At 53.5% G+C, this 26,607-nt stretch carries 14 protein-coding genes; 1 reads left to right on the top strand and 13 read right to left on the bottom strand.

Going from position 1 to position 26,607, the window contains the following annotated elements:
* Window positions 1–33: 33 nt before the first annotated feature.
* Window positions 34–3,756, bottom strand: a complete 3,723-nt coding sequence (locus H6G62_RS14985) for a PAS domain-containing protein (protein WP_190496529.1) — start codon at window positions 3,754–3,756, stop codon at window positions 34–36.
* Between the two features lie 436 nt (window positions 3,757–4,192).
* Entirely contained in the window at window positions 4,193–4,318 is a 126-nt protein-coding gene (locus H6G62_RS28350; protein WP_277883030.1) for a hypothetical protein, read from the bottom strand.
* A 407-nt stretch (window positions 4,319–4,725) separates the two neighbouring features.
* Between H6G62_RS28350 and H6G62_RS14980 the strand changes: the two genes are divergently transcribed.
* On the top strand, window positions 4,726–5,382 hold the full coding sequence (locus H6G62_RS14980; protein ID WP_190496527.1) for a helix-turn-helix transcriptional regulator: 657 nt from the start codon (window positions 4,726–4,728) through the stop codon (window positions 5,380–5,382).
* 327 nt (window positions 5,383–5,709) lie between these two features.
* On the opposite strand, the gene H6G62_RS14975 is transcribed toward H6G62_RS14980, so the two are convergent.
* From H6G62_RS14975 to H6G62_RS14925, 11 genes are all read right to left on the bottom strand, one after another.
* Window positions 5,710–6,075, bottom strand: coding sequence for a pentapeptide repeat-containing protein (locus tag H6G62_RS14975; RefSeq protein ID WP_190496525.1), 366 nt, complete (start codon window positions 6,073–6,075; stop codon window positions 5,710–5,712).
* Between the two features lie 231 nt (window positions 6,076–6,306).
* Window positions 6,307–6,597, bottom strand: a complete 291-nt coding sequence (locus tag H6G62_RS14970) for a pentapeptide repeat-containing protein (RefSeq protein ID WP_199325008.1) — start codon at window positions 6,595–6,597, stop codon at window positions 6,307–6,309.
* A 110-nt stretch (window positions 6,598–6,707) separates the two neighbouring features.
* Window positions 6,708–7,181 (bottom strand): pentapeptide repeat-containing protein, encoded by a 474-nt coding sequence (locus H6G62_RS14965; protein ID WP_242052043.1) that lies wholly within the window; start codon window positions 7,179–7,181, stop codon window positions 6,708–6,710.
* 110 nt (window positions 7,182–7,291) lie between these two features.
* A complete protein-coding gene (locus tag H6G62_RS14960; RefSeq protein ID WP_190496519.1) occupies window positions 7,292–7,777 on the bottom strand; it encodes a pentapeptide repeat-containing protein in 486 nt (161 codons plus the stop codon).
* Window positions 7,778–7,857: 80 nt separating this feature from the next.
* Window positions 7,858–8,187 carry a pentapeptide repeat-containing protein gene (locus H6G62_RS14955; RefSeq protein ID WP_190496517.1) on the bottom strand — a complete coding sequence of 110 codons (330 nt, stop codon included), beginning with the start codon at window positions 8,185–8,187 and terminating at the stop codon, window positions 7,858–7,860.
* A gap of 110 nt (window positions 8,188–8,297) precedes the next feature.
* Window positions 8,298–8,663, bottom strand: a complete 366-nt coding sequence (locus H6G62_RS14950; RefSeq protein ID WP_190496515.1) for a pentapeptide repeat-containing protein — start codon at window positions 8,661–8,663, stop codon at window positions 8,298–8,300.
* A gap of 110 nt (window positions 8,664–8,773) precedes the next feature.
* Window positions 8,774–9,229 carry a pentapeptide repeat-containing protein gene (locus tag H6G62_RS14945; RefSeq protein ID WP_190496513.1) on the bottom strand — a complete coding sequence of 152 codons (456 nt, stop codon included), beginning with the start codon at window positions 9,227–9,229 and terminating at the stop codon, window positions 8,774–8,776.
* A 144-nt stretch (window positions 9,230–9,373) separates the two neighbouring features.
* Window positions 9,374–17,965 (bottom strand): LamG domain-containing protein, encoded by an 8,592-nt coding sequence (locus tag H6G62_RS27890; RefSeq protein WP_190496512.1) that lies wholly within the window; start codon window positions 17,963–17,965, stop codon window positions 9,374–9,376.
* A gap of 118 nt (window positions 17,966–18,083) precedes the next feature.
* A complete protein-coding gene (locus H6G62_RS14935) occupies window positions 18,084–18,626 on the bottom strand; it encodes a hypothetical protein (protein WP_190496510.1) in 543 nt (180 codons plus the stop codon).
* 158 nt (window positions 18,627–18,784) lie between these two features.
* On the bottom strand, window positions 18,785–23,914 hold the full coding sequence (locus tag H6G62_RS27370) for a DUF4114 domain-containing protein (RefSeq protein WP_347239362.1): 5,130 nt from the start codon (window positions 23,912–23,914) through the stop codon (window positions 18,785–18,787).
* A gap of 1,240 nt (window positions 23,915–25,154) precedes the next feature.
* The coding region (locus H6G62_RS14925; RefSeq protein WP_190496508.1) for a PAS domain S-box protein at window positions 25,155–26,607 on the bottom strand (1,453 nt) is incomplete at its 5' end.

Raw genomic sequence — 26,607 nt, 5'->3', positions numbered from 1 at the left:
GAACAAGAGCTTTGTCCGCCCCATGCTTCCTCTCTACGGAGGGGAACCCTTGGCTAGCAAGGTGGTGATGCTTTGGGAGAGTTGCTTGAGGCGGATGGGCTTACTGAGGTAGCAGTTGGCTCCGGCCTCTAGGCAGCGCTCACGGTCGGCGGGCATGGCGAGGGCGGTGAGGGCGATGATAGGCACCGTGGACAGGGCAGGGTTTTGCCGAATTTGGCGGATGGCCGCTAGGCCATTGAGGTGGGGCATTTGGATGTCCATCAAGATTAAGTTGGGCTGAGCCGTGGTGGCTAGGTCGATGGCTTCTAGGCCGTTTTTGGCGATGACAAGGCGATAGCCCTTGGCCCCTAGGTAGGAACTGGTGGTGCTGAGGTTGGCTTCGTTGTCTTCAGCGAGCAAAATCAGGGGAGCCTCGGCGGAGTCTATCGGAGTAGCAGCCTCGATAGATTCTGTGACATGGACTGGGGAGCCGTCGGTGTTGGGGAGGGCGATGATCGGGAGTTGTACGGTGAAGCAACTGCCGCTGCCGACTTCACTGGTGAAGGTGACTTCGCCGCCGTGCATTTCCACAAGGCGTTTGACCAGGGAGAGGCCCAGCCCGGTGCCTTCGTATTGGCGATTGAGGGCGGTGTTGACCTGCACAAAGGGTTGAAACAGTCGTTGGGCATCTTCGGGACTAATGCCAATGCCCGTATCGGTAATGGAGATAGACAACAGACCCAGGGTATCGCCAGGGTTGGCCTGGGGGTGAATGAAGATTTCGGCCTGGACATCGTTTTGGGCGAGGGTAATGTAGTTAGCGGCGAGGGTAATGTGGCCCCCTTCGGGGGTGAATTTGACGGCGTTGGTGAGCAGGTTAATCAAGACCTGGCGCAGGCGGCGGTCGTCGCCGTAGAGGTCGGGTAAGCCGTCGGGGATGAGGGTGGTAATCTGCTGACGTTTTTTGTAGGCCTGCTGTTTCACAAAGGCGATGCTGGCGCTACAGAGCAGGCTGACGCTGATGGCATTGAAGTCTAGATCCACCTGGCCCGCTTCAATTTTAGAGAGGTCGAGGATGTCGTTAATTAAAGACAACAGGTGGCTGCTGCTGCGCTCGATGGTGGCTAGGCTGCGCTGCTGGCGTTCGGTGAGGGGGCCAAAGATTTCCTCTTGCAACCCTTCGGTCATACCGAGGATGGCGGTAAGGGGCGTCCGCAGTTCGTGGCTCATATTGGCCAAAAATTCGTCCTTCAGGCGGGTGGCGCGTTCCAGTTCGGCATTGGTGCGGCATAATTCAGCTTCGGCAGCTTTACGTTCAGTGATGTCTTCCAGCACTCCCTCAATGGCCAGAAGGTTACCCGCTCCATCCAAAACGGGATGCTGCACCACGCGAACGGTTCGGGCTTTTCCATCGGGGTGGACAAAGGACATCTCAAATTCCTGGGACGACACCTGCCCAGTTCGCAGTGTCTCATCTTCAGATTGGGCCAACTCTATGGACTCTGGAAACCACTGGATCGTATCGGCCCAATACCGACCCAAAATGGCCTCTGGCGGCACCCCAAAGACGGTCTGAAACCCACCACTGACGTAAGTGAAAAGGGTGCCTCCAGCAATGCTAAAGACAACGAATTTATCGCCAATGTCATCCACCAAGCGCTGAAACTTGGCCTGACTGTTGCAAATCTCCTGCTCGGCGAGTTTGCGGTGGGTAATGTCTTGGTGAATGCCCACCATCCGCATCGGCTGGCCTTGGCCATCGCAATACAACTTGGCCGTAGATGAGACCCACCGCAGTTCGCCATCAGGGCGGCAAATGCGAAATTCGGCACTAAAGGGAATTCTGGCCCGCAAGTCGGTCTCCAGTTGGGCCTCGACCCAAGGAAGGTCATTGGGATGGATGCGATTACGCCAGTCTTGGTAGGTGACGGGTCGCCCTAGGTTTTGCAGGCCATAGTCTTCATAGATACGCTCGTCCCAGATCGGGTCGTTGACCAAATCCCATTCCCAAATGCCGTAGGAGCCCGCATGTAAGGCCAACCTAAGGCGACTGGTTTGCTCTTTCAGCTCACTCTCCGCACGTTTTCGCTCGGTAATGTCTTGGTGAATGCCCACCATCCGCTTGGGGTTGCCGTGGTCATCCGTCTGTACCTGGGCAATGGACTGTATCCACCGGATCTCTCCATTCGGGCGCAGAATGCGAAACTCGGTATTGTAGTCGGCCTCGCCCCGTAGTGCCGCCTGTAACAGCGCTTCGACCCGGTCGCGGTCGTCGGGGTGCAAGCTATCGCGCCAGGTGGGATAACCTGCCTGTTCCCTTCGGTTTTGCGTCCCGTAGAGGGCGTACATTTGGTCATCCCAGTGCGCCTCATTGACGCAATCCCAATCCCAGGTGCCAATAGATCCAGCTTGCAACGCCAAGGCTAAACGCTCGGAAAGGTCTTTCACGGCAGCTTCGGCTTCGGCCCGCTGCATGGTTGTCCACAGCCGCTCAGCGGTTTCGCGCACCAGGTCTACCTCTGCTGCTGTCCAGTCGTGGGGTGTGGTGGTGGTGGCGGTAAAGGCTCCCACCAATCGGCCATCCTTAATCAGCGGGAGAGACAACATGCCAACCAGGCCGAGATCAGCCAGGGCTAGGCGATCCCGTTCAGGGACAAAGACGGCGGTTTGCGTATCGGCCACAATGACCGTTTCACCCTGGCGCAGATAGGGCAGACTAGCACCATAGTCTGCCAGGGAATAGCGGCCAAGGAGGGAGGGCAAACCCGCCTGGGTATATTCGTGATTGATTTGGGCATAGCCTTCGATCTCATTGATTTCGGCATAAAAGACACGATCAACCCCCAACTGTTCGCCCAGCAGATGGCAAGCCTCGGCTTGAATGTGGATCGGGTTGGTGAGGGATCGCAGCACATCCGACAATCTGACCCGAAAAGCGTCAATTTCTGCCGCTGCCTGGGATGCCTCCAGCGCCATGCGTCCTTCGTGAATGTCGGTGACGGAACCATACAGCTTGATCACCTTGCCCTCTGCATTTTTGATAGGGACAAAATTAGAGACAAACCAACGGTATTCGCCATCGTGGCGACGGATGCGGCGTTCTTCGCGTCGGGGTTCTCCCGTTTCGGCAGATTCTCGCTGAATCAGAAGCGATGTGGCTCGATCATCAGGATGAATGGCCTCTAGCCAGCCCAGGCCCAAGGCTTGCTCTAGGGTTTGCCCGGTGTAGTCGAGCCAGCGTTGGTTGCACCAGGTGTTGAAGCTATCGGGTTCGCTTTCCCAGAGAAAATCAGGAACGAGGTTGGCGATGGCCTCAAAGCGGGCCTCAGAGGCTTGGAGGTTGGCTTCGGTTCGTTTGCGGCAGCTAATGTCTGTTAACGAACCTACAACCTGCTGAATATGTCCCTGCTCGTCGCGGGTATAGGCTTGCCCCCGCAGCAGTACATATAGCCAACGGCCATCGCGGTGGCGCACCCGATATTCAAAGGTGAGGGTGGTTCCCGGCGGGCTTTGGTCAAGCTGCTCGATATAGGTGGCAAAACCCAGGTGATCGTCGGGATGCACGAGGGTGGACACCAGATCGGCCCCCATGGCCAGGATTTCTGTGGCGGTATAGTCTAATAAATTGGCCACTGAATCACTGACAAACAGCAGGCTTTGGCTGGGTACATCAAACAGATAAACCACCAGGTCTGGGTCAGTCTGGATAGCGATTTCAATGAACTTTTTCTGGGCTTGTAATTCGAGTTCGGCCTGTTTACACTCATCAATATTCATGGAAATCCCACACAGAGCCTAGGCTTAAGTCTGGCTAATACCTGAGCCCAGCCAGAATTTCAGCAAATCTGAGAAAGATTAAATGCATGAATCAATAGAATTTTGACCATGCACTTCCCAGATCCGTATAAATTGACTACGTCATGGGGAAGACTACAGGATATTTAAAAACTTGAGAATACGGAAATTAATGAAATATAACTTACATAAGTATCCGTATTTTAACGTAAATTGTAACGACGTAAATATAGCGGATTGCACTCGGTTAAAGTACATTGCGATGATCCCCCCTGCTCCCCTTATCAAGGGGGGTACAGAGTGAGCCTTAGGCCGCTAGGAACTGGAGGGATTGAGAGCCCAGCAACGGTGTACCTGACTCTATCGAGAACCGCTATAAACGCCTTAAAGAATGCAGGCAAGCGCCCGTCCTCCATCGTCAACCGAAGATACTCATGAAGCCAGCGATAGGGCACTCCACCACCCACCGCCAAGGGAGTAGGACAAAGCCTTGGGCTTTTAGGAACCGCAGCACGACCTCCAGCACATAGGCAACGGCATCCATCAAGATCTTGAAGGCGTCTTTGTCTATGTGATCAAATTACCCTGTGCTAATTGATACGTTCTGAACATCTTCTTATAGAATAGGCAACCAGAACGGGCAAGGAGAATGAGTAATCCCTGTCGGGGGGCAAATCCGACGGGGATGGTTCCCTCAACGCTCCTTTGCCAATCACTCCACGTTGCGCCCGCTGGTTTTCCTGGCGGGCTTTTTATGCCCAAAAGTTTTGATGACCTGTGGGATGCCCTCGACCATGCTTTCCGTACCTTGTTCTACCCTAACTACGGAGGGTTCTACCCTTAGGGATGAAGCATAATTAATACCAATTAGAGGTCAAACTGTACGGATTACCCTCTCTGACCGTCGTACAAGATAAACAGAATCACCCTACAAAAGGTTTATCGGCTGCCATGACCCATACCCAACCCTCCAAGCCAAATCTCGCCATGGCCTCGGAATATGCGCTGATTGTGGGCAGTGGGGCGGCGGCGGCGGCATCCATCGCAACCCAACAGGTGGCGGTGACGGCCCTGCCTCCCCTAACGGCCCTGGTGGCACTGGGGCTACTGAACCGCCATCGGCTCGATCAGCAACTTAAGCAGAGCCAGTCGGCGGGACACCCCCTAGAAACCGGAACCGCCCAAGCTACAGAGATGCCCTCCATATCGCCACGGATGCTGACGGCCCTGCGCCCAGAAACCTGTGTCCATCGGTCTGCCAGTACCGCAGAAATCCAGGTGCCCTCGGCCCGCGTGGCCCCGCCTCAGCCCTATCTCCATGGGCCACTGGCGGCGAAGCGGCAGGCCCATGCGGAGGAGTTGGCTCAGATGTCGGCCAATTTGCAACAGGTTGGGGCCGAACTGCGGCAGCATCGTCTGGCGAAGGGCTGGTCGGTAGAGGAGATCTACCAGATGACTTTTATCCAGCCCTACATTGTGAATGCCCTGGAGTCGGGTGATCTGCGCCCGCTACCGGAGCCATTTTACATTCGCGCATTTTTACGAAAATACGCGATGGCCCTGGGCCTCGATGGAGCCGCTCTAGCCAACCGCTTTGTGGGGGCATAAACCCAGACCATCGGAAGCCCACGCTACTCTGCACGCCTCTGGCCTCTAGAGGAATGTTTGCGAGGATGTTTGCAAAACCTGAGTTCGGAATACCATCAGAATGCCTATCGTTAACCTCAGTTCGGGATAAGCAAAACACTTCAATCTTGAGAAACCTACTGCCAGCTTGTACTTAGCCCACCCTAACGGGAAGCAAGCTACATTGCCAGGGCATAGGGCTGCTGAGTTGGCACTGGACTGCTAACGAAAAACGTATGGGACTACAGTCGTGCTCATAAACGATTCCCCCCAGCGCCGTTCCCTATGCCCTGTCTAGGGCTCCGTCGCCTACCTTGTGGCACCGATCAGGTTGGCGTGGCGCAGGTCGGCACCGCCGAGCCCAGCCCCAATCAAGTCGGCACCGCCCAGATCGGCCCCGATCAGGTCGGCACCACGCAGATCGGCACGGCGCAGGTCGGCACCACGCAGATCGGCATTGCTCAGATCGGCTTTGCGTAGGTCAGCTTTGCGCAGGTTGGCCCCGATCAGGTTGGCACCACCCAGGTTGGCCCCGATCAAGTTGACACGGCGCAGGTTGGCACGGCGCAGGTTGGCACGGCGCAGGTCAACTGCCTCTCCTGGATGGGATTCTCGCCATGCGTTCCACCCCTCAACCCCCGCTTTGAGTCGATCAAGTTGCGTCGGGTTTGCCATTACCAGTCTCCTTGTGTCTCTGTTCAACGAAAAATGTATGGGACTACAGTCATGGGTAGTCCTATTTCGTACAGGCTAGAGAATAATCAGGCTACCCTAGAGACCTTACAGCAGTAGATTGCTGTTTTTGGCTGTTTTTTCTCTGACCCGTAGATTAATGCACTACCCAGTCATGCTCATAAACGATTCCCCCCAGCGCCGTTCCCTATGCCTTGTCTAGGGCTCCGTCGCCTATCTTATGGCCCCGATCAGGTCGGTGTTCTCTAGATTGGCCCCGATCAGGTTGGCCCCGATCAGGTTGGCATAGATCAGGTTGGCACCGTGTAAGTCGGCATCGCTCAGGTCGGCATGGATCAGGTTGGCACCGTGTAAGTCGGCATAGCTCAGGTTGGCATAGCTCAGGTTGGCATAGCTCAGGTCGGCACCGCTCAGGTAAATATCTTCCTCTGGGTTGGCTTCTCGCCATGCGTTCCAATCATTAACGCCCGCTCTGAGTCGATCAAGTTGCGTTTGGTCTGCCATCACTATTCTCCTTGTGCCTCTGTTTAACGAAAAACCTATGGAACGACAGTCGTGCTCATAAACTATTTCCCCCATCACCGTTTTCTATGCCCTATCTAGGGTTCCATCGCCTACCTTATGGCACCGCGCAGGTCTGCACCGCGCAGGTCGGCACCGCTCAGGTTCGCGCCGCGCAGGAAGGCATCGTACAGGTCGGCATCGCTCAGGTCGGCACCGTACAGGTCGGCATCGCTCAGGTTGACCCCGCTCAGGTTCGCACCGCGCAGGTTCGCACCAATCAGGAAGGCACCGCGCAGGTTCGCACCGCGCAGGTCGGCCTTGCTTAGGTTGACCCCGCTCAGGTCGGCACCGCGCAGGTTCGCACCGCGCAGGTCGGCCTTGCTTAAGTTGACCCCACTCAGGTCGGCACCACTCAGGTTGACCCCACTCAGGTCGGCACCACTCAGATTCGCACCGCGCAGGTCGGCACCGATCAGATCGGCCTTACTCAGGTCAACAACTTCCAACTCTGGATTAGCTTTTCGCCATGCGTTCCACCCCTCAATGCCCGATTGGAGTCGATCAAGTTGCATTTGGTCTGCCATCACCATGCTCCTTGTGTCTCTGTTCAACGAAAAACCTATGGAACGACAGTCGTGCTCATAAACGATTCCCCCCATCACCGTTCCCTATGCCCTGTCTAGGGTTTCGTCGCCTACCTTATGGCACCCTCTAGATTGGCACCGAGCAGGTTGGAATCATCCAGGTTGGAATCACTCAGATCGGCGTCGCGCAGGTCGGTGAAGCGCAAGTCGGCGTCGCACAGGTCGGTGAAGCGCAGGTCGGCGTCACGCAGGTCGGCACGGCACAGGTTGGCACCGCTCAGGTCAGCCTTGTGCAGGTCGGCACCGAGCAGGTTGGCACAACGCAGGTCAGTGAAGCTCAGGTCAGCCTTGCTTAGGTTGGCGGCGCTCAGGAAGGTAGCGAGCAGGTTGGCACGGCACAGATTAGCACCGCTCAAGTTGGTACCGCTCAGGTCGGTACTGCGCAAGTTGGCACCGCTCAGGTTCGCACGGCGCAGGTTCGCACCGCTCAGGTTGGTACGCTCCAGGTCAATTGCCATCTCTGAATTGGCTTCTCGCCATGCGTTCCAATCATCAACGCCCGCTTTGAGTCGAGCGAGTTGCGTTTCGTCTGCCATTACTATTCTCCTGGTGTCTCTGTTTAACGAAAAACGTATGGAACGACAGTCGTGCTCATAAACGATTCCCCCCAGGGCCGTCACCTATACCCCCTTATGGCACCGCGCAGGTTGGCACCCTCCAGGTCGGCATCGCGCAGGTTGGCACTGCGCAGGTCGGCACCGCTCAAGTCGGCATCGCGCAGGTTGGCACTGCGCAGGTTGGCATAACTCAGGTTGGCATAGCTCAGATCGGCATAGCTCAAGTCGGCACCGCTCAAGTCGGCACTGCTCAGATCGGCACGGCGTAGGTCGGCACCGCTCAAGTCGGCCTGGGGCAGGTCAACTTCCACCTCTGAATTGGCTTCTCGCCATGCGTTCCACTCCTCAACGCCCGCTTTGAGTCGATCAAGTTGCGTTTGGTCTGCCATCACTATTCTCCTGGTGTCTCTGTTCAATAAAAAACTTACGGGACTACAGTCATGCTCATAAACGATTCCCCCCAGGGCCGTTCCCTGTGCCCTATCTAGGGTTCCATCGCCTACCTTATGGCACCGCGCAGGTTGGCACCCTCCAGGTCAGCACCGATCAGGTTGGCACCGCGCAGGTTGGCATTACTCAGGTTGGCACTGCGCAGGTCGGCACGTCTCAGGTCGGCACCGATCAGGTTGGCACCGCTCAGGTTGGCCCTGCGCAGTGCCGACCTGCGCAGGTCGGCATCGCTCAGGTCGGCATCGCTCAGGTTGGCATAACTCAGGTTGGCATCGCTCAGATTGGTATGGCGCAAGTTGGCACCGCTCAGGTCGGCCTTGCTCAGGTCAACTGCCATTTCTGGATTGGTTGCTCTCCATTCGTTCCACTCCTCAACGCCCGCTTTGAGTCGATCGAGTTGCGTTTGGTCTGCCATCACTATTCTCCTGGTGTCTCTGTTCAATAAAAAACTTACGGGACTACAGTCGTGCTCATAAACGATTCCCCCCAGCGCCGTCTCATATGCCCTGTCTAGGGCTCCATCGCCTACCTTATGGCACCGCGCAGGTTGGCACCCTCCAGGTCGGCACCGCTCAGGTCAGCACTGCTCAGGTCGGCATAACTCAGGTTGGCACTGCGCAGGTCGGCACTGCGCAGGTCGGCACCGTACAGGTTGGTACTGCTCAGGTTGGCCCTGCTCAGGTCGGCACTGCGCAGGTCGGCATCGCTCAGGTTGGCACTGCTCAGGTTGGCCCTGTGTAGGTTGGCATAGCTCAGATCGGCATAGCTCAAGTCGGCACCGCTCAAGTCGGTACTGCTCAAGTTGGCACTGCTCAGATCGGCACGGCGCAAGTTGACACCGCTCAGGTTCGCACCGCTCAGGTTCGCACCGCTCAGGTCGGTACGCTCCAGGTCAACTTTCACCTCTGAATTGGCTTCTCGCCATGCGTTCCAATCATCAACGCCCGCTTTGAGTCGATCAAGTTGCGTTTGGTCTGCCATCACTATTCTCCTTGTGTCTCTGTTTAACGGTAAAAAACTTACAAATTGATTGATCGTTAAAGCTCGTCTTAAAAACGTTTTGAGTCCGTCTTTTGAGCAAAATTTCTCTGTGACGGACTCATTACCAAGGGCTAAGGACAATGCTTACTTTTGTCCTTTCAGAAAGTTGAGGATGGTGTCAAGTTTCTGCTCAAGCGCATGATTTGCCTGCTCAAGCGCATGGTTTGCCTCCTCTAGCTTGGCAATTTTGGCCAACACGGCTTGATGTTCACTTTCCTCTGACGCGGCCCGCAACTTGCGGACATCGCGACCAAAGCCCATCAAGGCCGGACGTTCTACATAGGTGACTCGGTGCAGCACCCGCCACGCTTTGTTGGGTTTGCCCGCCTGGGTTTGGCGCAGTGCCCGCGCTTCTTCGTCATTGCTGCGTAGCCATTCAGGATCAACCACATAGTTGAAGAAGTCTTGGAAGTGATCGGTGCTGCCTTCTAGGTAGAAGCTCATAAACCGATAGCGGTCTACTTTTTCCCCCGGCAGAATGGGGTTATCGTTGTAGTCGGTGATCCCCTTATACTCCAAACCGCTCAGATCGACCGTCAACTCAAATCCCTTACTGCGGGCTTCAGTTTTGTTCATCGTCTGGGTCAGGTTGACCGTTGCTTGGGCGGTGAGCTCTGCGGTAGCCATGGCCCCAAACTTAGCCTCTGCCCCCAAGGCTGCATTCATCGCAAATGAACCGCCAATGGTATGTTCCACTGTGCTTGCAAAGCTCTGCTGTTCTGAGCGTAATCCACCGTCGGCATCCCAGACATAGGTGTTAACGATGTTGCGCTTAGCCGCACGAATTTGCAGATCTTCCATCCGTTTCTGCCATCCAGCAAAGCTTTCTGTGGCATGGACTCGCTTCTCTTGGTCGGTAATTTTGCTCTGAATCTCTGCTTGTTTAGCTTGGGTAGCTTGGCTCTGTTTATCCACATTGGCATTGGCATTGGCTTGGAGATTTTGAAGCTTTGCCGCGTCGGCGGCTTTCTTCTCCTCCTCTGTCATTTCGGTGGCGGGTTGGTCTTCCGCTCGATTAACGCCAATCGTACTAGGCGCTGGGCCGCTGTCAATGTTCCGATTCAGGGAGGTTTCATCCAAGAGGCGCACATTGAAGTTAGAGAAGTAGGATTCTCGGCGCTTATCCTCCGCTTCGATCTGTTCTTTCAGGTTGTAGGCTTCTTTGAGACGGTAATAGCTAGCTGGATAGAGAGAGCCGTATTGGGATCGCATTTCGGGAACATGTTTGAAGAAGCGATCACTGGTGGCGCTGCTGCCGGTCATCCCATCCAGACTGCCGTTCATGGTGTAGGCCGGGTTCATTAAGAAGGTGATGGTATTGACATCTGGCGGCAGACCTTCGACGGGACGCACCTGGTAGCCCACCATTTTGCCGCTGCGGGCTAGGCGGGTCACAAACACATCGGAGATGGCCGAAACTACTAGGGCATAGCCAATATTCTTGGGAATAAAGCGGGTACCCAGATGAGGGAAGTGGGGCGTCGCTTCAGGGGTTCCCCGCAGTTCGAGTTTGTCGGTCAAGCTGAGGGATGAACTGGAGGTGATGTTGCTCTCATTTAAGAACTGGTAGCTGAAGTCAAAGTTGCCTTTGAACCCTGCCCGCATGGTGGCCACTCGGGTTGTGAAGCCGAGACCCGCTTCGGCTTCAGTCTCTGCCCCGGCAAAAATCTCTGCCGCTGCCCCTAATCCACTATCTTGGGCGCGGTTCCAGCTAAAGTCCACATCCTCCGACATGGTGAGTTCCACCGAGGTGGCACCGTTGTAGTCTTCTTCGACGGTCAAGTTCTCGCTAGGAACGGGGGGTGGCCCTTCGATGTACCCCAGCAGGGTCGGTGCAAACTGCGCATTGCCAATCCACTTCAGTTCCAGGGCTTCGATTCGCTTATCCGATAGCAGCGTGGCCCCATGGGTGGTGGGTGAACCCAGGAAGCGCCGCATGATCGCGACCTTGCGCTTGGCGGTTGGATCCAGGGTAACGGTGCTGTACTCCGCAGAAACCAGGGCATCGCCACCAATGGGTAGGGTGTTATCCTCGGCGGTCAATACCTGGCTAACAATGCCGCGATTGCGGTTGCTAGGGGACTGGTTGTTCATAATTGCCTGAACATTTTCCCGGATCGCAGGCAGAACATTGTCTGCGGCTGGCTGTACCCCACTCCTTGGGGTGCCGTGATAGTTGCCGGTCAAATCTTTCACAATCGGTGTTGTACCTTCCAGGTGGATTTGATCGAGCGGGAAATACGCGACCAGGTTTGGTTCTTTTCCGCTCAGGCGCGTGTACATGTCTGCCCGAATCTCATCCTGGGTACGGGCGACATTCCAGATCCGAAGATCAGCCATACGCCCCTCAAACACAGTGCCGTGGTCACTGCCCCGTACATCGCGCCCAATGCGGTGAGCAACGGACGCAGTTTTGTCATCAATCGCTCCGGAGTGTTCCAGGTCTAGAACACCATCCACATAAGTGTAAATTTTCTGGTTTTCGCGATCTCTGACGAAGCTAATAAAGTGCCATTCATTGATCTCTAGCTTTAGAACGCCATAAAGGTCTGGTGAGCCAGACCAGAAAAATCTCAATCTTCCATCCGCAGCGATCTCAAAGTTGATATTGAGTGTGTTTTCCAGACCATAGTCTCCTAGCAAGATTCCCCGCTTATGAGTCGGAATTTTTACCCACATAGAAACGGTGAACGAAGTTGAGAAAATGGGCAGTGGCCGTGCTAGTTCCAGATAGTCATCTACCCCATCAAATTGCATCACGGTGTTCTCAACCGAGATAGGAACGGTACATGTCTGCCAACGGCCACCTTTTAAGCTGCCGTGGTTACAATTGGGTGAAAGATCTTGAACTTGGGAGCCTGTAGCTTCACCGAGGGGATAGTAAGCCAATAATTTCGACTCTTTCCCGCCTAGGCGAGTGTACATATCCGCTTGGATTTCATCCGCATTTCGGGCAACACTCCAAATTCGGACATCAGACACTTGACCAGGAAAGAAGTACTCTGGGGTGTCCCCACCCCCGTTCCCAGTACCAATTCGTAAAGAATATCGGCTATTTGGAATATAGGCCGTCTTCAAGCTGCTACATAACATGCCATCTACATATAGCCTGAGTGTGTTGCCGTCATAAGTGCCAGCAATATGTGTCCACTTATCAATCACAACATCTGGGCCATTAATATACGACCAGTTTCCATGGCCGACAAGCAATTCCCACTTGTTATCTGAAGTTGCATAGACGAAGTAGCCTCTCAAATAATCATTATCTCGCGAGTTCAATGGCGAACGGTAAGTACCTTGTCCTCCCGTAACTTTCACCCAAAAAGAAACGGTGAAACGACCAGGGTTTAGTGATGGGTTATAAGGAACTTCTACATAATCCTTCGTCCCATTGAAGTCGAGACAGACATTATGGATCGAACTCAGAGGAGATTGTTGATCCTCAAAGAGGACGGGACTGTGCGCCGTCAAGGCTTCCATTGCCGTACCGTGATGGTTGCCAACTAGGTCTGGAAGCATACGGGCTGTGCTTCCTGGCTTGATTTCATCCAGAGGATAGTAAGCAACCAAGTGAGGCGATTGCTCACTCACGCGGTTGTGCATATCCGCCTGAATATCGGACTGGGTGCGGGCAACATCCCAGATGCGAAGCTCGGCCATTTGACCGGGGAAGAAGTGTACTGGACTCCCCCCTGATCCAGCCGCAGCAATGCGTAGTGGGCAACTGCCATTGGGGGTATAAGCCGTCTCCAACGTCCCGCATAGAACACCATCTACATAGAGCCTGAGCATGTTGCCGTCATAGGTACTGGCGATATGTGTCCAGAGGTTGGAAACGACATCGGGGCCGATAATGGTTGACCAGTTGCCATGGCCGACAGTCAATTCCCACTTGTTGATTGAATTGGCTTGGATAGAATAGCCGCTTTTTGCATCTGCATCAGAGGAGGTGAGTAAAGAGCGTCCTGCACCTTCTTCGCCGGTAATTTTTGCCCACAAGGAGACCGTAAATTGGCTAGGGTTGAGGGCTGGTTCGTAAGGCACTTCCACATAGTCGTTGAACCCATCGAACTGCATTACACGCTTGGCTAGGCTACCGATGGGTGCAGCGGAAGCCCACCAACTAGCACCGGATACGTTGCCATTGTTGCCGTTGCCAGAATGGTCACGCACGTTCTCTCCATCTGCTTCGCCCATGGGGTAATAGGCCAATAACCCTGGTTCATTGCCACTCAGTAAGGTTTTGCTGTTGACGGCAATTTCATCTGCACTGAGACCGATTCCCCAGATACGGACTTCGGACAATTGGCCAAAGGGTTGATCCCCGGCTTGGGCATTGCCAATAACGCGCACACTGCGACTTACTTTAACCGTCGCCTTCTTGATAGCATCAACAGCCTGCTTGGCAGCCTCATCATCGGGCGTTTTCCGGAGTTTGTTTTCGGCATCGGCCAGAGCTTTGGCTTTGGTGTCGCCTACCTTTTGGCCGTCGATATAGAACAGGGTGGTATCCGCGTTACCCACCGCCGCTAGATGATGCCAACCGGGAGTTAACCGATCTAGATTGCATCCGCTATCAAAAAAGTGCTGATCCTGGATAGCATCGGGCAGATAAATACCCAACCGGTGGCCCTGCCTGACCACAACATGGCTGCCACCGTCTCCCCCAACCAGGGTGTTCCATTCTTCTGTGTTGGGTAAAGGATAGACAAACCAGGTTTCAATACTCCACTCTGTAGGCAGGGATAGTGTGGTGCTCAACGTCACAACACTGTTGTTACGGTTGAAGTTGAGACAGGCCTGTGGGGCATCCGGAAGCCACTGTTCAAAGGCCGCATTCCGACTATCAGCGGTGGCATCGTAGTTGGTTTGCCGCATCCGCCCCTGGGTATCGAAGTAGCTCAGTTGCACATTACCTTCACAGGTTTCCAGGGCATGGAGCCGACCGGCTGATTGTACAAATCCCAGTATTGCCCCATGGCTCGCCAATCCTCGGGCATCAGTGACAATGGCAGACATCGTCTGTGGGGTTGCCTGAATACCTTTGATGGCGGCGAGAAGTTCCGTGTTGAGGGTATTGATCTCTGTTTGAATCACAGAGATCAAGGCCGTCACCTCGACCAAACGCTGCTCCCATTCGGCGTAATCATCTGCCGTCGCCGTCAACAACGTTTCTCGACCAGCCAGCTCTTTCCGTGCTGCGGCTAGATCTTGTTGCGTTTGGTTTAGTGCAGAGGAGAGATTGGGAATTTCGTCATTAGTGTATGTGGCAGTCTTCACGATCTTCCATAGTGCCTCAGGATCGCGGCGCCAATCGCCCCAATCGTGATTGAATGCCTCGAAGTAGTTAGCCGATGCGCGAAGTCGGCCTAGCTTCCATGTGTATTCCCAGCTATATCGACCGCTTCTTTGAAAAATGTATAGTGCACCAAAACCATCCTCAGATAGTCTAAATGTGCAAAAAGCGCTATCGTCTTTTGTTTTAGTAAGCGTAAATGTAGCCGGAGCAAAACCCGAACTAAAACTCAGAAACTTTTCACCATAATGTTGAGTGTCCTTGCACTGTAAAACAAAAAATCTATCAGGATCTTCAGACCACAATTCACGCATTATGTCCGGGGTTCCGTAGTCGTTGATAGGAACTTCTGATGCCGAAATAGACAAGGGTTGCCAAAGCTGGGAGTCAAGATGCTCATCCTTCGCAACGGTAACACCCCAGACGGTTTTCGAAGTTATTACATTTTCTGTGTACTGCTTATGAAAAATCTTAAAATAGAAATTATCCTTTTTTTCTCCTTCATCGCGCAATCGAGACAACAGATTTTGCTCTTTGTGAATGAGCAATGCAACCTGCTGCTTCAGCTTATCAATCTCAGCCCGAGTCCCATCCTGAGCATGATAGGCAGCGATTTTTATTTCTAGGTCTTGCCTTTCTTTGCGTAGGACGTTTTCTTCTGCCTGTTTGAGAACTAATTCTTTCTGCTTGGCAATGAATCCAGCCTGTTCATCCGCCAAGATTGTGAGGGCAATACCATCGGTGTATTTTGCTGCTGTAATCGCATCAGACAGTAGACGAATGCGGTGGTTGCGAATTTCTAGAGAATTCCAATTGCCTTGAACATTGGTAATCTCAAAGGAGCGCAGCAGACTGATCTCGTCAGGAATCGTTAGGGTACAGGAAGCCCGATACCAGCCGTTCCCCAGATCTTCAAATTCATCTTGCACCGCCGAGACCGCAATAGTGTCGTTAGCGCTGCGGCTGGTTTTGCCCCAGTGAGAGAAGGTGAAGATCTTGGTACCTTGCCCCCGACCATCGGCATTGTTCAGATCCGCCAGCGTCAATGGTTTGGAAGCATTGACTTTGAACTCAAAGCTTTCTTCATAGGTAGCGCGTTGGCTGACGGCAAACAGGTCAGCATTGCTGTATTTCACCGCATTGGCTCCGCTGGCCAGCTTGCGGCTGAGGGTAGCGGCACTGACATAGGGATCGCCATAAACGGTGCCCTCATTGCCATGGATAGAGAAGTCGCTCACCTTACCTTCGGCAATGCCACCCAAGCGCCAATACCCTTCCAGGCCCACCTCTTTGCCCCGCAGTTGCAGGTACATATTGTTTTTGATGGTGTCCGCACTTTGGGGCAGCGACCAGATCCGTACCTCGGCCAGATGCCCAGAGAAAAAGTCTTGGCCTACTTTTCCGAACTGATAATTGCTGGATGGATCACTGTAAAGCTTCTCCGGTACATCCTCAACAACAGCAAATTCCACACCATTTTTATAGAACCTGAAACGGTTGCCATCTTTCACCCAGGCTACATGAACCCAAGTCTCCGCCTGGTCAAAAAAGTTGTCGAAAGTGCCGCTCAAGACAGACTCTTGGCTGGGTGCATCAAACGCCATGTAGTGCAAGCCGCCGTTGTCAGGCGCAATCCACAACGAAGGTTTCCATAGATCATTGCCCATCACAGCTTGGGTTGCCCCAGTATTGATCTGCATCGGCTTAATCCAGGCAGAAAGGGTGAAGTTCTTGTTTTTGCCAAAGGGATCGGCAATTTCGATATAGTCGTTCACGCCATCCAGCACAATGCCGCGCCGTTTGCGAGAGACAACTTTGATGTTGACGGCTTCCCCTTTAGCCCACCGCCGCTCGATGACAAAGTGATTATCATCAACGGTCTGCACGGGATAGGTGTTGTCGTAGCTGTCGGTGCCAATGATTTGCACCTCATCCCCATCTTCAAGACCGTGGTAATCGCAGGTAACGCGCAGTTTGCCGTCGGCGGTCTTTTCATAGGCGGCAATCATGCCATCGAAAATTAAGCCCGCTTCTTCCAGATCTTCTTTTTCCCAATAGCCCAAATTATCGGCAGGACTGGGTAGCGTAATCTCGAAGGTACGGTCGTCGATCTTCTGAGCCGCATAGAGCCCGTGTAGATCAGGGGTTCCCGTGATTTTCACTAGGTCACCGTTGGCCAGTTGGCCCGCCGATCCTTCGGTAGACACCTTCACCAGGTCTTCGGCATCATCGGCATCGGTACCCAGGGCCAATCCACGGATCACTCCCTGGGGTGGTGGGGTTTTGTCAGCTAGAGCCTTGATTTCATCCAGGGTATTGAGGGGCAGCAAAATTTCCCGCTGACGACTGCGGGCGATGGTGCGTTCAGGGGTTTCATCAATTTCAGAGAGGGTGCCATCTCCAGCAATGGCAAAGCTCAGAGCTGCAACCCCTTTATCGGTAGGGATAGCGACCATGATTTTCGTGGCGCTCCGCAGGAGTTGGGTATCCCCGGATTGGGTTTCCTGTTCCTGTTGAAGATCGTACTTGGTGGCTGACAGACCATTGGTAATGGAAACCCCGTCAATATCCAATGTGCGCTGGATAACCCCTGGAATCTTCTTGGGCACCAGGCTACCCTCCGCCTCTTCGTAAATGGTGTAGTCTTTGAGGTCGAAGAGACCTTCCTTTGAGGCGCGTAGGGTCGTCAATTCAACTTTTTTAGTCTGGCTATTGTAGGCAAAAACATGCCACCGATGAACATCATTTTCAATGGTGGGTACAAGCACCACAGAAAACCAGCCCTTGTGCAGGTTGTTGACTAAACAAAGTTCCGTGGTTGGTTCATAGAAAAAGTTGCCATTGGCATCCCGGAAGTCGAGGGTATCGACGTTGTTGAGGCCGTTATTGCCCATTGCCATGGTTTTAGTCGGGGTGTGCTTTTGCCGACTCCGCTTAAACCGAACTTCCAGCTTGCGGTTCAGTTTGTTGGTCATGCCATCCAACACAAACCGATCCACTAATAGCGTATTGTTTGTAGATTGACGGAACACATAAATATGATCGAGAGCCGCAATCACCTGAACAGGGGCAACGGCTGTCATGCCTTGGGTCGAGTAGCGAGACCGTAGCAAATAGCGATTTGGATCATTCTGATAGGTGAGCTCAGCTTTTTCCTGATCCATCACCGATTGATCATCCGCCTCATTGGGAAATTCCAGAGGTTGCCAGGTTTCCCATCCAGTTCTTTGGTCGGCAGGGGTATTCAAGTAGCTATCTTCAAAGCCATCCTGCTTGACGGTATAGAAAACCCTGCCTGTATTATCTGTGCCAAATACCACAACCTTGCCCTCGTGGGACACGGTGTTGATATGTTGTATTTTGTCTTGGGCTAGGTACATGGAATTCCCCTTTCGGAAATTGAAGTCTATGAGTTTTTTGGAATCTATTCGGCCTTGATCAATAAGATTAAGTCCGCTGTCTTAAACGTTGCTAATCAGGTCAGACCAAAAAATGGTTTTAACCCTGTAGAAAAATCCAGAAAGTCGCTTCTCCATTGCTACGACAGGCTGCGATTAGTAAGCCATCAAATGCTCCAGAGTCACTTACCTGATAGCACTGCAAAAGCTCCACAGAAGGATCATCGAATGCACTATGAAGTACCCCTTCGTGGTGTGGATCTTCCTGAAAGAAATCAAGAGCTCCTGCCACAGTGCCCAAAAGACCAGGTTTATCCGCCAAGTGCTTTAGGACATTGACGATGTCCATGTCCCCAAGACTATCTTCTTTAGAATCTGTAGGACGCTGATAAAGTAGACTAACTCCCCAAATTTCCTCACCAGGACAAATGCTTCCATCGTCCTGCTCGCGGCTCCACATCCTGCCAGCATATTGCCGGAGATAACCCATAGTCGCCGACTCTAGGCTGTCAGTCATCTTTTCGAGGTCTTCACTGGTGAACACCTTAAAATAGACAGCGCTACCATTACCAATAGTTTGGGTATTGTCACCATAGACATTTTGTAAATCGGTCACGTAAGCAGGCAAATTCTGAACTTCCATTGTGTTTTTCCTTCTCAAATATTTTGACAATCAATCTAGATGGGGCCTTCGACGAACTTTACTATGTTCATTTTGACCCCATCTAAATCGATATCTGCCAAGTTTACGTCGATCAACCTTGCCTGGATTAGGATGATTAGGCCGTCAAAATTAATGGCCTAATCTTGTAGAAAAATCCAAACAACAACTTCTCCATTAGCACGACAAGCCGCAACTAACAAGCCATCAAATACTTCAGAGTCACTCACCTGATAGCACTGCAAAAGCACCACAGAAGGATCATCGAACGCACGATGCATCACATCTGTATAGAGCTGTTCGCCTCGAAAGAAATCAACGATTGGGGCTATTGTTGAGAAATGTTGATCTAGAAGTTGATTGATCTCATCCACAATACCCATGTTATTGCTAGAACGCTGATAGATGAGATTCATTCCCCAAACTTCTTCACCAGGACAAATACTTCCATCATCCTGTTCCCTGTCCCAAAGGCTACTAGCATATTGCCGGAGACAACTCGTTGCCGTTGACTTTAGACTATCGTTGATCTTTTCAAGGTCTTCACGAGTGAATGCCTGAAAATAGACAGCACTGCCCTCACCGATGGTATGGGTATCGTCACCATAGACACCCTGCAATTCGATCACGTAAGTGGGTAGACTTTGAGTCTCCATGATTTTTCCTTCAACAAAAGCTTGGCAACAACAGAAGGGTTCCGTAGCCGGGACTGGTGTTGGGGCGGGAGGCTTGACGGGTTGCTTGCTGCCACAAATGACCGTCTTTAGCAGTTCCGCAAAGCCACTAATCGAATCCTGAGACGTGAAGGCTTGACCTTTTGTTTGCTCAGCAACTCGGGCATACTCGGCCTGAATCGCTTGCTTCACACTGGCTTTGACGCCGGACGTGCCCAGGTAGGTATGCACCCGCACCCCCGCTTCACTGGCCACCTCAATGGCGCGGGTCGCCGCTTCGATGTCGGCCTGATCCTGCTTGCCATTCTCATTTCCCCCTTCCAGTGCTTCATCCCCTAAGAAGAACACCGTTCGCGCGGCATTGGCCCGCCAGTCAAAGTACAACGAGACATCTTCAATGGCTCGTGCCCCATCTTCTTGGGCTCCACCCTCAGCCACCGTCCCCCGCTTACGACCTCGAAGGTCTGACTCCGCTGCACCCACGCCCGTTAGGTAATCGCGCACTGTGCGGTTAAACAAGGTTTCTTTGAAGACGCCTTCAATCCCTAGGTAGGTTACCCGCAGGTCTGAGGGACAACTGGTGCGGGCCGCTGCAATGGCGGTGTCTACCGCTGCACTGAGGGCCGCCGCCTCGTCCTTCATCGACACGCTACTGTCAATCACCACCACCAGGTCTACCTGGGGGATCACCAGGGTCTCAGTCGGGTCGGTAGAGTCTGAATCGGGGGCTAGGCTGCTACCCGTAGTCACGGTTGCGGGCGCTAGACTGGGCCATTGCAGGGTCTTTTGGCCAGAAATATCTCCATTCCCTCGGTGGCCAGAAATTGGCCCTAGGCGATTGGGCTGGGCTGGGCCTGCCGTGAGACCGTGGCTATTTTGGGGGAAGTTCCATAGGTTGAAATCCAGACGATAGTGCGCCCCTTGCCAGCCATTCGTCCAGTTGAAGTTAATCAGGGCGCTGATATCCAGGGTGCCCACCACTGGGTCGTGGTACCAGAAAGACCGCATCTGGTTGGCGGTTCCCCCTGCCGATGTACCGGAGTTGTATTGGATATCTACCCCTTCCGGTGGCCCCTCGTAGGAGAAGCAACCCGTGCCGTAGATACTACCGTCAGCATTGAGGGTGTGGAAGATAAAGCTACTAATTTGAGTTCCGGTTGAGGGTTCTCCTTCGGGATTAGGATTAGCACTGTCATCGGGAACAGAGCCGCTGCCATCGGGGGTACCCCCGCTATTAGGATTAGTACCCCCAGGCCCTACTACCACAGCCTCAGGGATAGTGACACCACCGGAGGTATCGCCGCCGCCATCGGGGGTGCCGCTACTGCCATCGGGAGTACCGCCGCCACCACCGGGAATAGTTTTTCCTTCAACAAAAGCTTGGCAACAACAGAAGGGTTCCGTAGCCGGGACTGGTGCTGGGGCGGGAGGCTTGACCGGTTGCTTGCTACCACAAATGATCGTCTTTAGCAGTTCCGCAAAGCCACTAATCGAATCCTGAGACGTGAAGGCTTGACCTTTTGTCTGCTCGGCAACACGGGCATACTCGGCCTGAATCGCTTGCTTCACACTGGCTTTGACGCCGGACGTGCCCAGGTAGGTATGCACCCGCACCCCCGCTTCACTGGCCACCTCAATGGCCCGAGTCGCTGCTTCGATGTCGGCCTGATCCTGCTTGCCATTCTCATTTCCCCCTTCCAGCGCTTCGTCCCCTAGGAAGAACACCGTTCGCGCGGCATGGGCACGCCAGTCAAAGTGCAACGAGACATCTTCAATGGCTCGTGCCCCATCTTCTTGGGCTCCACCCTCAGCCACCGTCCCCCGCTTACGACCTCGAAGGTCTGACTCCGCTGCACCCACTTCCGTCAGGTAATCGCGCACCGTCCGGTTAAACAAGGTTTCTTTGAAGACGCCTTCAATCCCTAGGTAGGTTACCCGCAGGTCTGAGGGACAACTGGTGCGGGCCGCTGCAATGGCGGTGTCTACCGCTGCACTGAGGGCCGCCGCCTCGTCCTTCATCGACACGCTACTGTCAATCACCACCACTAGGTCTACCTGGGGAATCACCAGGGTCTCAGTCGGGTCGGTAGAGTCTGAATCGGGGGCTTGGCTGCTACCCGTAGTCACGGTTGCGGGCGCTAGGCTGGGCCATTGCAGGGTCTTTTGGCCAGAAATGTCCCCATTCCCTCGGTGGCCAGAAATTGGCCCTAGGCGGCTGGGTTGGGCTTGGCCTGCCGTGAGGCCGTGGCTATTTTGGGGGAAGTTCCACAGGTTGAAATCAAAGCGATAGTGCGCCCCTTGCCAGCCATTTGTCCAGTTGAAGTTAATCAGGGCGCTGATATCCAGGGTGCCCACCACTGGGTCGTGGTACCAGAAAGACCGCATCTGGTTGGCGGTTCCCCCTGCCGATGTACCGGAGTTGTATTGGATATCTACCCCTTCCGGTGGCCCCTCGTAGGAGAAGCAACCCGTGCCGTAGATACTACCGTCAGCATTGAGGGTGTGGAAGATAAAGCTACTAATTTGAGTTCCGGTTGAGGGTTCTCCTTCGGGATTAGGATTAGCACTGTCATCGGGAACAGGGCTGCCACCGTCAGGAATCGTGCCGCCGCTATTAGGATTAGTACCCCCAGGCCCCACTACCAGAGCCTCAGGGATGGTAACACTACCACCGGGAGTATCGCCGCCACCATCGGGGATAACCTCGCCACTGGGAGTACCGCCAGGTCCTACTACCAGAGCCTCAGGGATAGTGACACCACCACCGGGGGTATCGCCGCCATCAGGGATGACGTTAGTGTTAGGCGTGCTATCGCCATCAGGAATATTGCTGGGAACCGTTCCGTCACCAGGGATGACTTTTCCTTCTACAAAGGCTTGGCAGCAACAGGATGGTTGAGCATTGGGCGCTAGGCTGGCCCATTGCAGGGTCTTTTGGCCAGAAATGTCCCCATTCCCTCGGTGGCCAGAAATTGGCCCTAGACGATTGGGTTGAGCTTGGCCTGCCGTGAGGCCGTGGCTATTTTTGGGGAAGTTCCACAGATTGAAGTCAAAGCGATAGTGCGCCCCTTGCCAACCATTTGTCCAGTTAAAGTTAATCAGGGCATTGATATCGAGGGTGCCCACCACCGGGTCGTGGTACCAGAAGGACAGCATCTTATTGGCGGTTCCCCCCGCCGAGGTGCCAAAGTTGTATTGGATATCCACCCCTTCCGGTGGCCCCTCGTAGGAGAAGCAACCCGTTCCATAGACACTGCCGTCAGGATTCAGGGTGTGGAAGATAAAGCTACTAATTTGAGACACGGCTAAATTTTCTCCTTCGGAATTAGGAATAGTATTGCCATCGGAAATAGCACCACCATCGGGAATGGAAGTGCCACTGGTATCGGGAATAGCGCCACCATTAGGGATCGCCTGTTCTTCAACAAAGGCTTGGCAGCAGCAGAACGGTTGGGAGTCAAGAACATCGGAGTCTGGGTCGGTTACGGAGATGGCATAGGTATAGATGGTTTGGCCAAAATCGGTACTGCGCCAATCTTTGCTGGGATCAACAAGACTGGGCATGGCTAGGGTGTTGCTCGTGGCTCCCCGGACTTGAAAGACAATGTCGTTGTAGTCGAAATCAGAGCCAGTATCAACTCGCTTATCTTCAAAGGCAAAAATATTGCCATCCCCAAAAATATTGGCAATTTGACCTACGGCAAATAGGTCATCGGGGGTAGCCGTAGCCATAGAAAATAGGGGACGTAGGGCTCCTGTAGCTGTGGGGTTCTCAAAGACTTGTTGTACTTTGCCATGGGGGATCAGCATAAAGCCAAAGCGATCACCAGCCCGCATCTGAAACGTCTTTGGCCCTAGATACTCCCCACTGTTCCAGTCCTTACCTTCTCCGAGTAATAATCCACTGAAACGCGCTGCTTCCCGCTGATCAGAAATCACCACATAGCCTAGGCTTGTATTACTCAGTGATCGTCGTGCTGCCTCTCGAATATAGGCTTCTGATCCCAGTTCAATTGTGCCCATTTCCTCCAAGCTGAACATTGCCAGTTCACCCTGGTAGTAGCCACCATCAAACAGAAAGTCGATGGTGACTTCTCCCCGACTTCCCACTGTGAAGTAGCCTGATTCAAAGGCGAAATCAACTTCTGTAGATCTAGTTGGCGGTATAGGCTTTGGTTTACCCGTAGTCACGGTTGCGGGCGCTATGCTGGGCCATTGCAGAGTCTTTTGGCCAGAAATGTCCCCATTGCCCCGGTGGCCGGAAATTGGCCCTAGACGATTGGGTTGAGCTTGGCCTGCCGTGAGGCCGTGGCTATTTTGGGGGAAGTTCCACAGGTTGAAGTCAAAGCGATAGTGCGCCCCTTGCCAACCATTTGTCCAGTTAAAGTTAATCAGAGCACTAATATCGAGGGTGCCCACCACCGGGTCGTGGTACCAGAAAGACCGCATTTTGTTGGCGGTTCCCCCTGCCGAGGTGCCGGAGTTGTATTGGATATCTACCCCTTCCGGTGGCCCTTCGTAGGAGAAGCAACCCGTTCCATAGATACTGCCGTCCGCGTTTAGGGTGTGAAAGATAAAGCTACTAATTTGAGACACAACTAAGTTTTCTCCTTCGGGATGAGGGATAGTGCTGCTATCGAGGTGCTACCAGAAAGAAGCATGGCCATTGGAGCGATCAAGGCCATAAAACCCCTGAAAAACAAGCATTTATTTCTTGCAGGCGTCTAAACACGTAGTTCAGAATAGTTACAAAAGATACTCTTTAATAGGTTGTGCAATACGCAATATTGCATAGGCGTTTAGACGATTTTCATAAGTTTCACAATACTTAACTCACCTAACGCACGTATCGGTTCTTGCAGGCTGGCAAGACGAGATCAAGGGCTACCTAGGCACACACAAAACCAACCCAGTTACCCAGTTAAGTTAGGTGCCCAGTAGTCACCCTAGTTAACTGACAAAGGATTCTGTATCGGGCGCGAAAACTACGCCCCTACAGTGTTGCTTTCATGTAGGGGTCAGGTCTCTTGACCTTTTGACAGATATGGGTTCTAGCGAGTTTTGTCAGTCCAGGTAGTCACCACTGCACCAAACATTATTTAGCCTATGGCGGTTCTCGATGGCGTGAGGTACACCATGGCGAGGTTCTAGATCCCCTTAGTGCCTAGCTGCCTAAGTTTTACTCTGTAATCTTCCTTATTAAGGGGAAGCATCGCAATTTACTTTACCTGAGCGAAATTTGCCATAAACATCTTTTTATAATTCCAATTAGGTGAATAGGTAGGAATTACTTGGTTTTTTTAGATAATTATTTGCGTGTATTTGCTGAGCTTTTTTGATGACATTTCCCTAATTTTACTTGTAAAGCCTAATTCCGCAGGTTGACAACTATAGCGATAGCCAACTTTGTCAGGGCAAGGACAGTGCGTTTGCCCTGAGCTTGCCGTTCGCCATGCGTCCCCCCTGGGGAAAGGGGAGGGTTTTAGGCTGGGGCTGGGTGATGGGCTTTCTCCGCTGGAGAGGCTACGCCAACGACAGGCTCAGCCCGAACGGGTCTCAATCAAAATGGTTACAGCTATACGGCTTGGTCATAGCAGAAGAAAAATTCTGGTCGTTAGTAGGCCGATAAGATGAACTGTCCCATTTACGAGGCCTGGTAGTTTCCTCATCACAGGGCTGAAACAACGCAAATACGTTGGTTGTGTGTTCGACTGTCCCATTTAGGGTTTAATTTGGGACAGTCGTAGGCTGAGTCAGTTCAGACAGTGTTGGCGACTAGACCCCATGCTGTATAAGAGTTTCAGTCTTAACGACCACAATTTTTCCGCTGCTAAAACTAAGCCATCATGGCCATCGCCCCAACATAGTGCCCAGCCGCATCAAACAGGGGCGTTGCCGAGGAGATCGTCCATAGGGTAGTGCCATCGCGTCGCAAAAACGGCACCTCGTTGGCCTCGGAGATACCAGACTGTCGCCGTTGGAGCAGATCTTGGATATGGGGATGTAAGGAGGGCGGGAAGAAATCAAACAACGTGCGCCCTTCCATTTCCTCGGCGGTGTAGCCCAGCATCCTGAGTAGGGCATCGTTCCCAAATTGATGCCTTGCCTCTGCATCAATGATCCAAATGCCCTCCTGGGCGGTTTCGATAATCTGGCGATATTTGGCTTCGGTGTCTCGCAGGGCTTGTTCAGCAGTTTTTTTGGCGGTGATATCTCGCAAAATAGCGCGGGTGGAAAGGGGGCGCTGATTTCCCTCGGCATCGCGTTCAAGCCGACAGTTGATGCTGCCTTCTACCACCACGGGCCGCCCCGACTGGTGAATAAAGGTGAGTTCCACCTGTTCCAGTTGGGTGATCGTGCCAGCGCGCATGTGTTCGAGCGCCTGTTGGCAATGGGCGATGCAGTGGGGCGCTAACACATCAAACAGCGTCAGGTGATCCACCTCGGCAGCGGTGTAGCCCAACCCCTCGCGCCACGCCCGATTGACAAACTCAAACCGCCCGGTGTTCACATCCACCATCTGGATCAGGTCGTTGGCGTTGTCTAAAAAGTCTTGCAGAAGAGTTTCCCGTTCGACCAGTTCGGCGGTGCGCTGGGCAACGCGGGTTTCTAGATCGGCGTTGAGTTGTTCTAGCGCCTGGGCGGTGACCAGACGTTCTAGCTCGGCCCCGGCGCGGGCCGCAAAAATAGAGAGCAGGGTTTCCGTCCAGGCCGGATCCGCTAGGGGGCGGTCGTGGAGGATACAGAGGTTGCCCGTGGCTTCCCCCGCTGCATTGCGCAGGCCAACCCCCAGGTAGCTTTCGGCATCTAATGCGGCAAAGAGGTCATGGTCGGGATACAGGGTTTGGAGATTGGCGGGATGACAGCAGCGCCCCGTTTGAAACGACTGACGGCAGCAGGGAACCGCCTCGTAGGGCAAGAATAGGGGAGGCTGCCGTTCGCCATCGGCATAGAAGGCGAGCACCTGAAACCCTGCTTCCAGGGCTTGGGAAACCATCACATAGCGAATGCCCAAGGCTTCGGCAATGTGGCGCACCAAGGCCGGAAAGAACGCTTGCCCGGTGAAGGCGGCTGTGCCCTCAATGACCTTGCGCAGTTGGGTTTCGATGTGGTGGCGTTCTTGCAGTTCAGCCTGCAATTGCTCGTGGATGGAAGCCTGTTGGATGGCAATCGTGATCTGGGTCGTGAGGTTGCGGAGCAACTCAATTTCGTCGGGCTGCCAATCGCGGGGGCGGGTGCTTTCGGCAACGTTGAGCAGACCCCACAATTCGTCGCCACAAAACAGCGGT

The organism is Phormidium sp. FACHB-1136 (assembly GCF_014697375.1).
Lineage (GTDB): Bacteria > Cyanobacteriota > Cyanobacteriia > Phormidesmidales > Phormidesmidaceae > Nodosilinea.
This window is presented reverse-complemented; position numbering and strand designations above follow the sequence as displayed.

Bases quoted from the DNA above. Each gene is read 5' to 3' on its own strand.
- H6G62_RS14985 (WP_190496529.1), bottom strand. From the start codon at position 3,756: ATGAATATTGATGAGTGTAAACAGGCCGAACTCGAATTACAAGCCCAG.
- H6G62_RS28350 (WP_277883030.1), bottom strand. From the start codon at position 4,318: ATGGATGCCGTTGCCTATGTGCTGGAGGTCGTGCTGCGGTTCCTAAAA.
- H6G62_RS14980 (WP_190496527.1), top strand. From the start codon at position 4,726: ATGACCCATACCCAACCCTCCAAGCCAAATCTCGCCATGGCCTCGGAA.
- H6G62_RS14975 (WP_190496525.1), bottom strand. From the start codon at position 6,075: ATGGCAAACCCGACGCAACTTGATCGACTCAAAGCGGGGGTTGAGGGG.
- H6G62_RS14970 (WP_199325008.1), bottom strand. From the start codon at position 6,597: ATGGCAGACCAAACGCAACTTGATCGACTCAGAGCGGGCGTTAATGAT.
- H6G62_RS14965 (WP_242052043.1), bottom strand. From the start codon at position 7,181: ATGGCAGACCAAATGCAACTTGATCGACTCCAATCGGGCATTGAGGGG.
- H6G62_RS14960 (WP_190496519.1), bottom strand. From the start codon at position 7,777: ATGGCAGACGAAACGCAACTCGCTCGACTCAAAGCGGGCGTTGATGAT.
- H6G62_RS14955 (WP_190496517.1), bottom strand. From the start codon at position 8,187: ATGGCAGACCAAACGCAACTTGATCGACTCAAAGCGGGCGTTGAGGAG.
- H6G62_RS14950 (WP_190496515.1), bottom strand. From the start codon at position 8,663: ATGGCAGACCAAACGCAACTCGATCGACTCAAAGCGGGCGTTGAGGAG.
- H6G62_RS14945 (WP_190496513.1), bottom strand. From the start codon at position 9,229: ATGGCAGACCAAACGCAACTTGATCGACTCAAAGCGGGCGTTGATGAT.
- H6G62_RS27890 (WP_190496512.1), bottom strand. From the start codon at position 17,965: ATGTACCTAGCCCAAGACAAAATACAACATATCAACACCGTGTCCCAC.
- H6G62_RS14935 (WP_190496510.1), bottom strand. From the start codon at position 18,626: ATGGAAGTTCAGAATTTGCCTGCTTACGTGACCGATTTACAAAATGTC.